The 13,534-nt window shown below is 69.6% G+C and carries 10 protein-coding genes; 7 read left to right on the top strand and 3 right to left on the bottom strand.

The annotated features are described in order from the left end of the window. Positions 1–74: 74 nt before the first annotated feature. The 3 genes from DQ392_RS35820 to eccE all read right to left on the bottom strand — a co-directional run bounded on the left by DQ392_RS35820 (position 75) and on the right by eccE (position 5,527). Positions 75–3,329 carry an SCO5717 family growth-regulating ATPase gene (locus DQ392_RS35820; protein ID WP_147266526.1) on the bottom strand — a complete coding sequence of 1,085 codons (3,255 nt, stop codon included), beginning with the start codon at positions 3,327–3,329 and terminating at the stop codon, positions 75–77. A 114-nt stretch (positions 3,330–3,443) separates the two neighbouring features. Next, positions 3,444–4,148, bottom strand: a complete 705-nt coding sequence (locus tag DQ392_RS13545; protein ID WP_114015840.1) for a hypothetical protein — start codon at positions 4,146–4,148, stop codon at positions 3,444–3,446. Further along, entirely contained in the window at positions 4,148–5,527 is a 1,380-nt protein-coding gene (eccE, locus tag DQ392_RS13540) for a type VII secretion protein EccE (RefSeq protein ID WP_114015839.1), read from the bottom strand. The genes DQ392_RS13545 and eccE overlap by 1 nt, the downstream gene beginning before the upstream one ends. 451 nt (positions 5,528–5,978) lie before the next feature. Here eccE and eccB point away from each other — a divergent pair, with 451 nt between their 5' ends. The 7 genes from eccB to DQ392_RS13510 all read left to right on the top strand — a co-directional run bounded on the left by eccB (position 5,979) and on the right by DQ392_RS13510 (position 13,456). After that, the gene (eccB, locus tag DQ392_RS13535; RefSeq protein WP_114015838.1) at positions 5,979–7,505 is read left to right on the top strand and encodes a type VII secretion protein EccB; all 1,527 of its coding nucleotides are present in this window, start codon (positions 5,979–5,981) and stop codon (positions 7,503–7,505) included. A gap of 13 nt (positions 7,506–7,518) precedes the next feature. Then, entirely contained in the window at positions 7,519–8,793 is a 1,275-nt protein-coding gene (gene mycP, locus DQ392_RS13530) for a type VII secretion-associated serine protease mycosin (RefSeq protein ID WP_114015837.1), read from the top strand. 226 nt (positions 8,794–9,019) lie between these two features. Next, complete coding sequence (locus DQ392_RS13525; RefSeq protein WP_114015836.1) at positions 9,020–9,496, top strand: hypothetical protein; 477 nt, start codon at positions 9,020–9,022, stop codon at positions 9,494–9,496. 36 nt (positions 9,497–9,532) lie between these two features. Continuing rightward, the gene (locus DQ392_RS34070) at positions 9,533–11,296 is read left to right on the top strand and encodes a hypothetical protein (RefSeq protein WP_147266525.1); all 1,764 of its coding nucleotides are present in this window, start codon (positions 9,533–9,535) and stop codon (positions 11,294–11,296) included. A gap of 4 nt (positions 11,297–11,300) precedes the next feature. After that, a complete protein-coding gene (locus DQ392_RS13520; RefSeq protein WP_245981435.1) occupies positions 11,301–12,551 on the top strand; it encodes a S8 family serine peptidase in 1,251 nt (416 codons plus the stop codon). Between the two features lie 60 nt (positions 12,552–12,611). Further along, positions 12,612–13,067, top strand: coding sequence for a WXG100 family type VII secretion target (locus DQ392_RS13515; protein WP_114015834.1), 456 nt, complete (start codon positions 12,612–12,614; stop codon positions 13,065–13,067). Between the two features lie 68 nt (positions 13,068–13,135). Continuing rightward, positions 13,136–13,456: a WXG100 family type VII secretion target gene (locus tag DQ392_RS13510; protein ID WP_114015833.1), complete on the top strand. Its 321-nt coding sequence runs from the start codon at positions 13,136–13,138 to the stop codon at positions 13,454–13,456. Positions 13,457–13,534 lie beyond the last annotated feature (78 nt).

Below are 13,534 nucleotides of genomic sequence, written 5' to 3'. Positions count from 1 at the left end.
GATGTCTCCGCAGGCCCCTTGGTGTGAGATGGCACCCGGCCCAGGCTCAGCCGCGTTCCGGGCCGGGCCGGTGGCTACTGCTGCCAGCCGCTGCCGGGTTGGGGCTGCCCGGGCCGGCCCGCGCCGCCGGGCGGGCCGGGGTATCCGTAGCCGGGGCCCCCACCGTAGGGGGGCTGTTGCTGAGCGGGCGGCTGGGCGCCGGGTGCGGGAGCGCCGGGCTGCCCCATCGGGGCCTGGCCTGGCACACCGCCTTGACCGGGCATCGGCGGGGCGAGTTGCGGCGGGGGATTGCCGTCCGCCGTCCACAGCCCCTGCTCGCGCTGAGCACGCACGAAGTCCTCGGCGATCATCGCGGACAGGTTGAAGTACGCCTCCCTCGTGCGCGGCCGCATCATGTTCAGATCGAGCTCGGCACCGGCCGACAGGTGCTCGTCGAACGGGACGGTCACCACGCCGCGGCAGCGCGTCTCGAAGTGGGAGACGATGTCCTCGACCCTGATCATCTTTCCGGTCTCCCGCACCCCGGAGATCACGGTGATGCTCCGCTGCACGAGGTCCGAATAGCCGTGTGCGGCCAGCCAGTCCAGCGTGGTGCTCGCGCTGCTCGCCCCGTCCACGGACGGGGTGGAGATGATGATCAACTGGTCGGCCAGGTCGAGCACTCCCCGCATGGCCGAGTACAGCAGGCCCGTGCCCGAGTCCGTCAGGATGATCGGGTACTGCTTGCCCAGGATGTCGATGACGCGCCGGTAGTCGTCGTCGTTGAACGTCGTCGAGATCGCCGGGTCGACGTCGTTCGCCAGGATCTCCAGGCCGGACGGAGCCTGCGAGGTGAACCTGCGGATGTCCATGTAGCTGTTGATGTACGGGATCGCCGTCACCAGGTCGCGGATCGTCGCGCCCGTCTCACGGCGAACCCGGCGGCCCAGCGTGCCCGCGTCCGGGTTCGCGTCGATGGCGATGACCTTGTCCTGGCGCTCGGTGGCGAGCGTGGACCCCAGAGCCGTTGTCGTCGTCGTCTTGCCGACGCCGCCCTTGAGGCTGATGACGGCGATCCGGTAGCACGACAGCACCGGAGTGCGGATCAAATCCAGCTTCCGCTGCCGCTCCGCCTCCTCCTTCTTGGCACCGAACCGGAAGCGTCCGCCCTTGTTGCCCGACTGAGGACGCGGCTTCTTCTTGCTGTTGATCAGCCGGTCAGAGGACAGCTCGACCGCTGCCGTGTACCCCAGCGGCGAGCCCGACTGGTCCATCCGCCGCGGGTCCACAGGGCCCGGGTGCGGCTGGACCGGAGCCTGCGGCTGAGCCGGTAGCTGGCCCTGGGGGTGAGCGGGGTGCTGCGCCGGGGGTTGTGCCGGGTGCTGCGCCTGGGGCTGTGCTTGGGGATTCGGCACCGGATGTGCCGGGGAGGCAGGCGGCTGGGCCTGCCCCTGGCCTTGGGCCTGCCCTTGGGCCGGCAGTTGGGGCTGCGGCGGTTGCTGGTGCTGCGGCAGCTGTTGCTGCGGTTGTTGCTGCTGCGGCGGAACGGGCTGTCCGGGGAGGTGGCTCTCTCCCGGGGCCGGATACTGTCCGGGCCGGCCCTGCGGAGGCACGGGCAGTTGCTGCTGCCCGTACTCCGGCTGACCCGGCTGCGCCTGCTGCTGCGGCGACGGGTAGCCCGGCTGTCCCTGCGGTTGCCCCGCCGACTGTGCGGGCGGTACCGCGGCACCACCGTGGGGCTGCTGCTGTGCCGCCGGGGCCTGCGGGTAGCCGTAGCGGCTCTCCTGTCCGTACTGAGGCCCCTGCTGCTGCCCCTGGAGACCGGGCTGCGGCGGCTGTTGAGGCTGCTGCGGCGCGGGAGGGGAGGCAGGGGCGTCGGTGCGCGCCGGGTCGGCGGCCGGCGCGGGCGGCGCGGGTGCCGCGGGCTGGAAGTCCGGCGGCAGCGGCGGAAGTGACTGTGCACCAGCCGCACCGCCCGCCGTACCGCTCGGGCCGGCAGCCGGCGAGCTGTCGGCGGCGGGGGAGGCGGACCAGGGGGCCGCCCCTTGCGGCGGGGCGGGAGTGAGGGGGTGAGGCGGCACCTCGTCCTGCGGTTCCGCGTCCCGCGGCTCGGCGGGTGCAGGCGCGTGCGAAGCGTCGTAGCGGCGCTCCGAAGAGGGGGCCTCCAGGTCGAAATCGTAGGAGGCGGGAATCGCGTCCTGCGGCTCCCGCCCGCTGTCCGTACGCTCCTCGCCGTCAGGGACGGCCACGTCCTGGGAGTCGTCGGCTGCTGCGGTGGCCTCGTCCTGCCTGCGCTCTTCCTGCTCCGCGTAGGCGGCGATCTCCCGGCGCAGCTCGGACGCGGAGAAGCGCATGGTCGCGCCGTCCTCGCTCTGTGCCCGTGCCGGCGTCTCCGGGCGCTCTTCCGGCGTCTCCTGAGGCTCCTCGGAATCCGCGCCCGACGAGTGGCGCCAACTCGGCGTGACGTCGTCCGCTTCAGCGGTGCCGGTCGCCTCGCCCTCCCGCTCCTCTTGCTGCGTCTCGTAGTCCTCCGCGTCGCCGGAGCCGGACGGCGGTGCGACGTCGTCCCGGACAGCGGGGTCCGCGTCGTTGTCGCGCTCGCCTGTTCCCGGCACGGGCCCGGGCGTCGACTGCTCGGAGATGCCGGGCGAGTCCGCGCCGAAGGAGTCGGGCCCCAGCCCGTCGTCCGCCTCGTCCGTCTGCTCGCCCGCCCGAGCCGCCTGCGGTGCGAGGGCACCGCCCTCCTCGGCGGGCACATCGGCGAACTCGGCGGAGGGAGCGGGGGCGGAGTTCAGTACGTCCGCCTCGTTGTCACTCGTCCCTGCCGCCTCGTCTCCGCTGTCCAGCACCGAAGCGTCGGAGTCCCGCACGGAAGCGTCGGAATCCCGCGCCGAAGCGTCGCTTTCCCGCACTGGAGCGTCACTGTCCCCCTCCGGGGCGTTCTGCTCGCCGAACGGCTGGAGCGGGGGAAAAGCGGGCAGTTCGGATTCGGGGCCCGCACTGCCTGTTGCGCCGACGCCAGGGGCCGTGTCGGGGGCGGGTGGCGCGGTGGGCGGGGGCGGCGGTGTGGGCGAACTCGCCCACCAGTCGCCCTGTTGGGCACGCGCATCGGCGCCCTCCGCCCCGCCTGCTGAGGACTCCGCGCTGTCCGTCCCGGCCGCGCTCCCCGAGGGCGCCTCGGGCTCCGGTCGGCCGCCACTCGCGTCCTGCGTGTACCAGGCGGGCGGTGTGTAGTCGATGGTGAACTGGCCCGTCGACTCCACCTCGCTCTCGGCATCCGCTTCCGCGTCGAGCTGATCCGAGCCGGGCATGGTCCCGCGGACGCGGATCTCGTCCCGGTCGCTGCTCACAATGCCTCCTGCTGTGGTCATTCACCCCGGTTTTGCCGCGCGCCCGCCCACGCGCGTCCATCCAGCCTAATCATCACAACTACCGCTACGGGAGTGCGGTCCGCGGTCGGACGCTCAGTCGAGCCGCCGCGCCGTCCCCAGGAGCCCCGACTCGGCGTCCGTCGGCTGCGTCAGCGCGTAACTCCGCTCGCGGCGCGTGCACCACAGGGTGACGCCGTCGCCCAGCGTGGACAGCGCGTCCACGTCCTGCTGCGGAAGCTGCATGATGCGGCCGATCTGCTGGGCCTCGTCGGGCGACACTCGCTGGATTCCGGCCAGCCCCGCGCCCCGGAGCAGGCGAGGGGCCACCGGGCTCAGATACGGCAGCAGGGTCAGCACCGACTGCCACGGCATGGAGGCGACCCGGCCGCGCGGTGGCCGCATCCCGCAGTCGCGGACGACCAGCACCGGACTGCTCACCGTGGGCCCCATCGGCGGCACGCGTCCGACGTCGTAGAGCGTGATGCACTCCTGCCCGGCGCCCGCCGCCTGCACCAGGTTCGTCCACACGTGGGCGCGGCCGGTCTCCACCGCGACCCGGGCGCCCGTGCCGGCGAGCCGCAGCGCCAGCACCTGTGCCGTCCACAGTCCGCCGACGAGCACCACGTCGTACGGCCTCGGGTGATGGAAGCCGACCACTTGGGGGCGGCCCTCCGCGTCGTTGCCGACGACCACGCCGTCGTCCCCGATCGGCAGCGACAGGGCGGCCAGATGGTCCGCGGGAACCGCGTGTTCGGTGCGGCGCGGGCCGAGCAGGCCCTGGCCGTAACGGCTCGCCATCAGCGCACCCCTCCCAGCGGCAGCGTCGCGAGCGCGCCGGGAAGCTGCTCACGGTCGAGCCGCAGCAGGCTCAGGCGGGCCGAACGCGCCGACCGCTCCAGCTGGCGGCGCGCCGCGGCCAGCTCGTTGTCCGAACGTCCCGTCAGACGCACGTACCCGCTGACGGTGACGGCGCTGCGCCGTGCCGAGCGGCCCAGCGTCAGGCTGAACGTCGTCGTCAGGGTCGGCACGGACGTCAGCAGCGCCACCAGGCGCGGCAGCGGTGTGGCAGCTCGCCCCAACTCGGGCCAGCGGCCCACCGCGTAGGAGGTGTGCCAGCGGTCGTCGCACCGCCAGGCGCGGGCCGTCTCGGCCGTGCGCCGCGCCGGTGCCGCGTCGGGCCGGCTCGCGCGGGCCGTCGCCACCGGATTGACGCACGCCGAGGTCGACAGCGCGGCTATCAGCTCCTGCTCGTTGAGCACCGTCGCCACGAAACCCGCGCCCGTGACGCGGCTCGCCAGGTGGTCGGCCGCGCGTACCAGACAGCGCTGTGCCCCCTCCAGCCCGCCGCCGCGCGCCTCGACCGCCTCCGGTGACAGCTCGGGGTCGAATTTGAGCGCCACCCAGGTCAGCCGCAGGGCGGGCGACCCGGTCTGCTCCTGTAGCGGCCCGTAGCTGCGCCGCGCCACCGACTGGTCCGGCAGGTGGGGCGCGGGAGCCGGCTGGACGTGCTGGACGATTTGCACCGATTCCAGCGCGATCCCGTCGACGTCGAGCGCGTCGTGCATCAGGCCCAGGGGGAGGACACGCGCGCCGAACGCCGGACGCAACGCACTGGGTGCCGCCTCGATCCGCACGAGCGCGGTCAGGAACGTGCCGTCCCCCAGCATGCCTATGGTGCGCCGCTTCTTGTCGAGATACGCGTACGTGCGCAGCCCCGGGGCCGTCTCCACCAGGGGCAGGAAGCCGGCGTCGACGCGCTCGCCCTCCTCGTCCAGCACCATCGCCGCCGTCAACGGCAAGGCGGCGGCGCGCCGTCGGGCCCGCAACGCCAACACCGTGCTTCCCCAGTCGCGCAGCGAGCGCTGGTGACGGCGGATGACCGCCAGCGCCACGAGAGCGGCGGCGACCACGACGGCCGGCACGAGCAGCAGCCGGTCGACGGCGGCCGCGATCAGCAGGACGGCGGCGGCGAGCTCCAGCAGCACGAGCTGTTGCAGATGGAGGGGGCCGAGACGGCTCGTCCGCGACTCGGTGCGCAGCGTCGTCGAGGCGGGGACCCGGGGCCGGGGCTGGGCTGCCCGCGTGGCGGACGCGTCGGCCCCCGGGCGCCGGGAAGCCCCCGGCCCAGGGCGCCCCGCGGTGCTCGCCGCACCCCGCGCCCGCGTCGCAGATCCCATCCCGGAAGTCCCCCTAAAAGTCCGAATCGACCCCACTCGTCGGGGGCGTTGGGCGGGCGATCACGATACCGGAGCGGCACGAGTCGATCCCCAACGGGCATAGTAGGGGTCCGGTCCGACAATCGGCAGCGCTCCCGGGCGCTCCCGGCTCGGGCACCAGCGCTGTGCGGAGCGCGCGGGGTCGCTTGTGCGTGGAGCGACCGTGCGGGGAACGTGTCCCACGAGCGGACGGGCGCGATCCGCGGTTCGCGATCGTGGTCCGTGGTTCGCTTTTCGTGCTCCGCGCGCGGGGGCGGGGCGTGGGCGCGTACGGGTTCGAGAGCGGGCCGGGAGCGGACCGGCGTGGACCGGATACGGTCCGGCGAGCGGGATGGTTCCGGACCGTCCTGGGCCCGTCAGGGCCTCGGCGGTGCGGGGGACAGCAGGGACTTCCAGGGAGCGTCTTTCACTCATGGCATCACGGCGCGACGAGCTCAACGCCTACACCTTCGCGAAGAAGCGGCTGGTGGCGGCGTTCCTCCAGCCGTCACCGACAGGCACGGAGGAGGGCGCGCCCCGCCCCCTGCGCGGCATTCTGCCCGGCATGGTCGTCGGCGCCCTCATCCTCGCCGGATTCGGGGCGTGGGGCATGTTCAAGCCGAAGGCACCCGAGGGCTGGGACAAGCCCAAGGAGAAAGTCATCATCGGCTCCGAGTCGACCACCCGTTACGTCGTCCTGAAGACCGACGGCAAAGCACAGCTCCACCCGGTGCTCAACCTCGCCTCCGCCAAGCTGCTCCTCGACCCCGGCAAGGGAGAGGTCGTCAAAGTCGACGAGAAGGTGCTCGACAACGGCGACATCCCGCACGGCGCCACCCTGGGCATCCCCTACGCACCCGACCGGCTCCCGGAAGCCGGGGAGGCGGGCCAGAAGAAGCGCTGGGCGGTCTGTGAGCGCCCAGGCGAGGGCGGACGTGCCGTACAGAAGGCGGCCTTCGTCCTGGCCGATCGCGACAGCGGCAAGGTCGAGGGCGGCAACCGTCTGCGCGCAGGGGAACTCATCTACGTACAGGGTCCCGACAATCGGCTCTACGTCGTCGACAGGCAGGGCACCAAATACCGTGTCCCCAACGACGAGACGCTGCTGCGCGTCCTGGCGGACAACCGCAAACCCCAGCGGGTCTCCCGCCAGTGGCTGGCCACCCTGCACACGGGTGACGACATCGCCTTCCCGCAGATCAGCGGAACCGTCGGAGCGGACGCAGGCGTCCAGGGGCTCGGCTCCCGCACCAACCGCGTCGGCACGGTCATCCAGGCCCCCTCGGGCAACCACTGGCAGCACTACGTCGTACTGCGGGGCAGGGTCATGCCGATCACCGACTTCATGGCCCAGCTCCTGCTCTCCTCCAAGCAGCTGCTGCCGCTCCAGCAGAACAGCCAGGCCCTCAAGGCCAACGCCAGCGCCTTCTCCCCGACCAAGGAGTACTACGGCAAGTCGCTGACGTGGCCCGACCAGAAGGCACACGCCGTCAACTCCGCCAACACGCAGTCCGACAGCCGCAACGTCGCCTGCAACGTCCTGCGCAAGGTGGACGGCAAGACCGGCAAGACCACTCTGAGCACCTGGTCAGGCACGGCGTTCCCCGCCCAGCTGCCCGCGGGCACCTCCAGCGCCTACGTCACGCCCGGCACCGGCCAGCTCTTCCGCCAGATCAAGGGGCGCAGCACGCGGAGCGGCGGCATGTTCCTGGTCACCGACACCGGACTGCGGTACGCCATGCAGGCCAACGCCGACAGCGCGCACGACGACTCCGGCATCGGTGAGGACAAGAAGAAGAAATCCAAGGAGGAACAGCAACAGCAAGAGGACCAGAACGCGCAGCGCAGGCTCGGCTACGAGAAGGTGAAGCCCGCCCTCGTCCCGGCGGAGTGGGCCTCCTTCCTGCCCACCGGGCCGCGCCTGTCGACCGGCGACGCGCTCCAGCCGCAGGGTTCCTGAGGAGGGTAGGACGATGCGCAGCTCCACCCCGGCTCTCGCGGCGCTCCGCCGCCTGGCGGCAGCAGCCGCGGCGACCGCCCTCACCGCCTCCGGCCTCACCCTCGCGGCAGCACCGCCCGCCGCCGCGGACACCAGCGCACAGTGCAGCTTCCCCGCCAAGCCCTACAAGGGCCGCCCCTGGTCGCTCCAGAGGGTTCTCCTCAACGAGCTGTGGCAGGAGACCGATCAGGGCGCGGGTGTCCGCGTCGCCGTCATCGACACGGGCGTCGACGTCGAGAACGAACAGCTGACAGACGCCGTCGATGGCGGAGCCGGCAAGAACTTCCTCCCCAAGAAGCGCAAGAAGGACGAAACAGGCCGCACCACGCCGCGCGGAAAACCCACCACCGACGAGGTCGGACACGGCACGAAGGTCGCCGGCATCATCGCCGCCCGCCCCTCCGACGACACCGGCTTCGTCGGACTGGCCCCCAAGGCGACGATCATCCCCGTCAAGCAGAACGACGCCAACGGCAGCGGCACAGCAGGAAGTCTCGCCCGGTCCATCGACTACGCCGTCGAAGCCGACGCCGACGTCATCAACATCTCGCAGGACACGGCCGAAGCCCTCCAGTCGGACTCCTCACTCGAAAGATCCGTCCAGCGCGCCCTGGCCGCCGACGTCGTCGTCGTCGCCTCCGCCGGCAACGACGGCCTCGGCGGCCAGGTCAAGAAGACCTACCCCGCCTCCTACCCCGGCGTCCTCGCGGTCGCCTCGTCCGACCGCAACAACGAGCGCGCCCCCTTCTCCCAGTCGGGCGAGTTCGTGGACGTGGCGGCACCCGGCGTCGACATCATCTCCACCGTCCCCAAGGGCGGTCACTGCGCCGACAACGGCACCAGCTTCTCCGCCCCCTACGTGGCGGGTGTGGCGGCACTCCTGCGGGCCAAACACGACAAGGGCGCCGACCGCTGGACCCAGGAGAACATCGTCGCCCAGATCGAGCAGACCGCCGAGCGCTCCATCCCCGGCCACGACCGCCTCGTCGGCTGGGGCGTCGTCGACCCGGTGGCCGCCCTCACCGAGGACAGCAAGCGCATCGACCACCCCGTCGCCCAAGAAGGCGTAGAAACCGGCGAAAAGCCGGCTCCCGCCGCACTCGAACTGGGCGAAACCGAGCAGGAACGCAACGAACGCCTCGGCACCTACGTCCTCCTCGGCGGCGGTACCCTCGTCGCGATCGTCGCGGGCTCCTCCCTGGTCTACCGCGACTGGCGCCGCCGCAGGCACCGCACAGGCACCCGCTGAGGACCTCCTCACACGTGGGCCGACGCCATGTCGGATGTCGGTGCCCGCTGGTATCAAGAGAGATGTGTCACGCACAAGCAACAGCCCTGCTACGACAACTACCCCGCTGCGGATTTGCAGTTGGGATCCACCTAGGGTGTGGCTACAGTGACACACAGCGCACAGTGGGCAACGGCAGCCGCCACAGCAGAGCCCGCGACGGGTGGACGCGCACGGGGAGGGCGAGATGAGCGAGCCGAAGGGCACGCCCAAAAGTGAACCGAAGGGCAACAAGCCTGATCTTCTGCGGGGCGAGGAAGTCCTCAAGAAGTTCAAGAAGAAGATCGACGACGCCCTGAAGGAACTACAGGACTCCGCGGGCGGCCGACTCGCGCTGGAAGCCCAACGGCTCACCCCGGCCTCAGTCCACGGAGAAGTCGCCTTCCCCGAGGCGACAGGCGTGCTCGCGCAGTACAACAGGGTCCACAACCACCTGAGCGAGCTGTCCAGAAAGCTCGACGACCAGATCTTCATGTTCGGCATCGCCGTCTCCGACGCCGACAAGGGCTTCGACCAGATGGACGAGGACGAGAAACGGCGCTTCTGGGCGATCCAGGCGGAGTTGGAAGAAGAGAAGCGGAAGGCCGAAGCGGCCAAGCACGACAAGAATGAGACGAAGAAAGCCGACGCTCCTCGAAACGAGCAGTCCCAATCCCAGTACTGAGCATCAGACGTCGGCGAAATTGACGGAGGCATACCCGTGGGTGGAACAGACGGTGGCGGCGCGCCCAAGCCCGGGGCGCCCGACCTGGAAAACCCCAGCGCCGGTGCGAACATCGCCATGCGCGACCTGGCGCGGTACGGGCTGGTCATGTCCCCGTTCGCGGTGCTCTACCTTCCCGGGGAGACGACCGACTTCGAGAAGAAGTCCCTCGGCGAGCTGCTCGACATGGTCAGGACCGCGAAGCCGTCCGACCTGGAGTCGGTGGCCAACGCTCTCTACAACGCGTCCAAGGCGATCAAGTCGGCCGGCTCGTGGCTACAGACGGAGGCCGAGCGCGCCGAATGGGAGGGCGAGGCGGAGCGGGCCTGCAAGAAGTGGGCCATCCAACTGGGCAAGAATACCCAGCACATGGGTGGCTACGCGGAAACCGTCAGCACCGAGCTTTCCGTGATGAGTCTTGGGCTGGCAGGGACCCAGGGCTCGATGCCCAAGGACGAAGAGGTCGAGATCCGCGATGTCGAGGAGATCCCGAAGGACAAGCGGAACGAGGACAACCCCAAGTACAAGCAGTACAAGAAGAACCACAACGCCGCCCTGATCCAGATGAACCGGATCGCGTCGTACTACGACGTCTCGAGCCGGAACATGGCAGCGGCGGAGGGGATGATTCCGCACTTCGAGCAGATGCCGAACATCGGTGTGCCGAAAGCCGAGCCCCTGCCCGGCGGGTCAGGGCCAGGGGGCGTTCCGTCTTCTGGTCAGGAGGCGACTCCCGTCAGCAGGAACGCCAGCGTCACACCCGGAGGGTGGGGCGGCCCGACGGACCCCGGGGGCACGGACGGCAGTCCTGTGCATCCGACGCAGCCGCACAGTGGTCTCGACGCCCCTGTACGAACACCGCTCCACCCCGACGCGGGTGTCTCCACCGCTATCGACACGGCGACGATGCCTCATACGCCGATCGACCCCGTTCAGACGCCTACGTCTCCTCCCGGCCCCACCGCTCCAGGACCTACGACCGGGCCTGGCCAACCGCCGACGCTCCCCGGACCACTGCCCACGACAGGCAGGATCACTGGTCCTGGTATGTCCAAGCCCCCTGGCCCGGTACGCCCGTCTTCCCCTCCCATGCGTCCGGGCCCAGTACCTCCGCCTCCGACGGGACGGCAGACGACAGGGCCGACCGGGCGCTCGCCGGTGACCGGGCTGCCCACGAACGCTGCGTCCAGGGACCCGCAGGGCACGGGGGGGCGCACCGGGCCGATGGGGCGCCCCGGGATGATGCATCCGGGCATGACGCATCCCAACAACGGAACTAAGAATGCCGGCCGTGGACCCGCCTCGGGGACCGCGCGTGCCTCCCAGCCCGGCGGAATTGTGGGAGGAACGCCGAGCCGTGCCACTCCGCGTCCGAACTCTCCCGGCATCCCGCGCGGAACGGTCGTCGGCAACGAGGGCGGCACCCCTGTCAGGCGTGCTCCGACGGGAGTGCCGCCGATCGGTAGCCGAGCGTCTGAAACGGACTCGAAGAAGAACTCCCAAGGCCGGAGGGTGGCTTCCACCCCCGGAGGCATCGTCGGCACGCCCCGTAAAAAGGAGTCAGACCGGAGGCGTGGCGGCCGTGAGTTCACTTCGGGGGGCTCCGGACTCGTTCGGGAGGATGGAGGAGATGGGTCGTCGACGGATGGCATACCCAGCCCTCCGGAGGAGGACAGCCATGCGACGCGTTCGGATGGCTCAGCAGCGCGTGAGGCTCCGCCCGTCCGTCGGCCCAACTCCGTGCCCCCGGTGATCGAGTAACAGAATGAGTGATTCCGTGACGCTTGGCGGGCATCGACCCACTCTGGCTGTGTGGCAGCGTTCCGTATCCGGGGCGATGGCACTCGGCGTTTTCGTCGCGCTGCAATGGAATGCGGCTTCGACTGCCACCGCTCAGGACGTGCGATCACAGCAGTGGTACCTGAAAGCGATGCAGGCCGAGAAGATGTGGAAGGTCAGTACCGGTAAGGGCATCACCGTCGCAGTCGTGGACACTGGCGTTGATTCGTCGACGCGTGCCTTGAAGGGGCAGGTCCTGCCGGGGCGCGACTTCGCCAATGCGTCTGGCGACGAGACCAAGGACGACACCGGTCACGGCACGACTATGGCCGAATTGATCGCGGGAACAGGGGAAGGCGGCTCCCTCAAGGGCCTCGCGCCTGACGCGAAGATTATCCCTTATCGAGTGGGTCTCGACGGTGTGAAAGGCCGCGAAAAGGGTGCGCTGTTCTCTCATGCGGACAAGGCCGTCAGAGCCGCCGCCGACAGCGACGCGCAGATCATCAACATGTCGTTCGGAGGGCCACCTGGCCCTGAGCTGGGGAAAGCAGTCGAATACGCCGCCAAAAAAGGCAAGATCATGTTCTCGTCCGCCGGAAACGAGGCGAATGAGGGAAATCTACAATCATACCCCGCGGGTTATCCTGACGTCGCCGGAGTGGCCGGGACTGGGAGTGACGGTAAGGTCAGCAAGTTCTCCTCTTACGGGGACGAGGTCACCCTCGCTGCACCAGGTGAAGGCCTGCCTGGCTGGTGTGACGCCAAGCGGGCGAATTATTGTAGTAAGCAACAAGGCACCAGTATGGCCAGCGCGGTCGCCTCTGCTTCCGCTGCCCTGATCTGGTCCAAGCATCCGGACTGGACCGGCAACCAGGTTCTTCGCGTCCTGACGAAGACGGCCGGTCTCGCCGGCAACGAGAAGACTCAGAGCAAATACCTCGGCTACGGCGCTGTCCGCCCCCGCCTCAATCTTCTGGAGGGAAAGGGCGACCCGGGTGATCCGGACATCAGCCCTCTCACCAACGAAAAGACGGGCCCTTCGACCGCGAGCGCCGGGCCCAAGTCGTCCGACGAGAAGAACTCGGGGAAAGACGATGCCCCTGACAAGGTCGAGGTGGCAGACTCGAAGTCGCAGGAAGAGGACAGTGGTTGGCTACTCCCCGCGGGCGGCATCGCGGCGGGGGTCATCGTCCTCGCGGGGTGCGGCTTCGCCGTCGTACGCCAGAGGCGGAACTAGTGCGGCAGTACGCCGCGTCGTAGACGGAACGAACAGACCCAAGAGAAGGAAGGCATTCTCATGGCGGAAGTTGCAGGTTACGGCCAGAAGCTCGATCCTGGCGAGTTCGCCAAGTTCAAGAGCAACCTGACAGAGATCAGCGGTCAACTGCACACGAACGTCCGGCACCTGCAGACCCTCATCGGAATGGTCAGCGCCGGCTGGACAGGTGCCGGCGCTTCCGCCTTCCAGCGGGCGCAGAACAGCATCAACAACGATCACCACGCCATCAACCAGATGTTGAACGGACTCATCGACGCGGCTCACGGCACGTCGAAGATGGCCGGTGGTAATGAGGACGAGATCGTCAACGCGTTCCGCGGGATCGATGTCAACGGCTCCGAAGCGGGCGGTCACATCAGTGCTGACAGCGGCCTGCACGGAATCAATGCCGGCCTCGACGGCGGCGGAGGAGCAGATTACAACGGCCGGGAGGTCGGGACTCCGGGGCCTGGCAGCAAACTGAACGGCGTCTGACCGCCCCCGCACGCTCCGTACCGCGCCCGCACCATGACCGCACTTTCCTGTACGTGATCGGAGAAGGCATGTCCGCTGAAGACCCGCTGAGCGCACTCAAGGTCAACTATTCCCACCTCGACGAGATCGCCGAGCAGATCAAGCTTCGCAAGCAGATGGTCCTCGACCAGATGGAAGCGCTCTGGCGTGAGGTCCAGAAGACCGAAGAAGTCTGGGAGGGCGAAGCGAAACAAATGTTCCGTGCTGTCGACAAGCAGTGGCAGGCTCGTGCCAACGACATCAAGGAGCAGCTCGGCCGCATCGAGGCCCTGGTCCGAGACGGCAGTGGTAAGTACCACGCTACCGACCTCAAGGCCAGCCGCCTTTTCGAGCAGATCGGCGGTTGGTGAGCCTTAGGGCCGTAGTAAGCGGGCGGGGTTGCGGGAAACCGTGGCCCCGCCCGCTGTTTTGCCCTGGCCGGAAGGCGA

The organism is Streptomyces reniochalinae, assembly GCF_003323735.1.
Classification (GTDB): Bacteria; Actinomycetota; Actinomycetes; order Streptomycetales; family Streptomycetaceae; genus Streptomyces; species Streptomyces reniochalinae.
The sequence above is the reverse complement of the archived record's forward strand: the minus strand, read 5'-3'. Positions and strand labels throughout refer to the sequence as shown.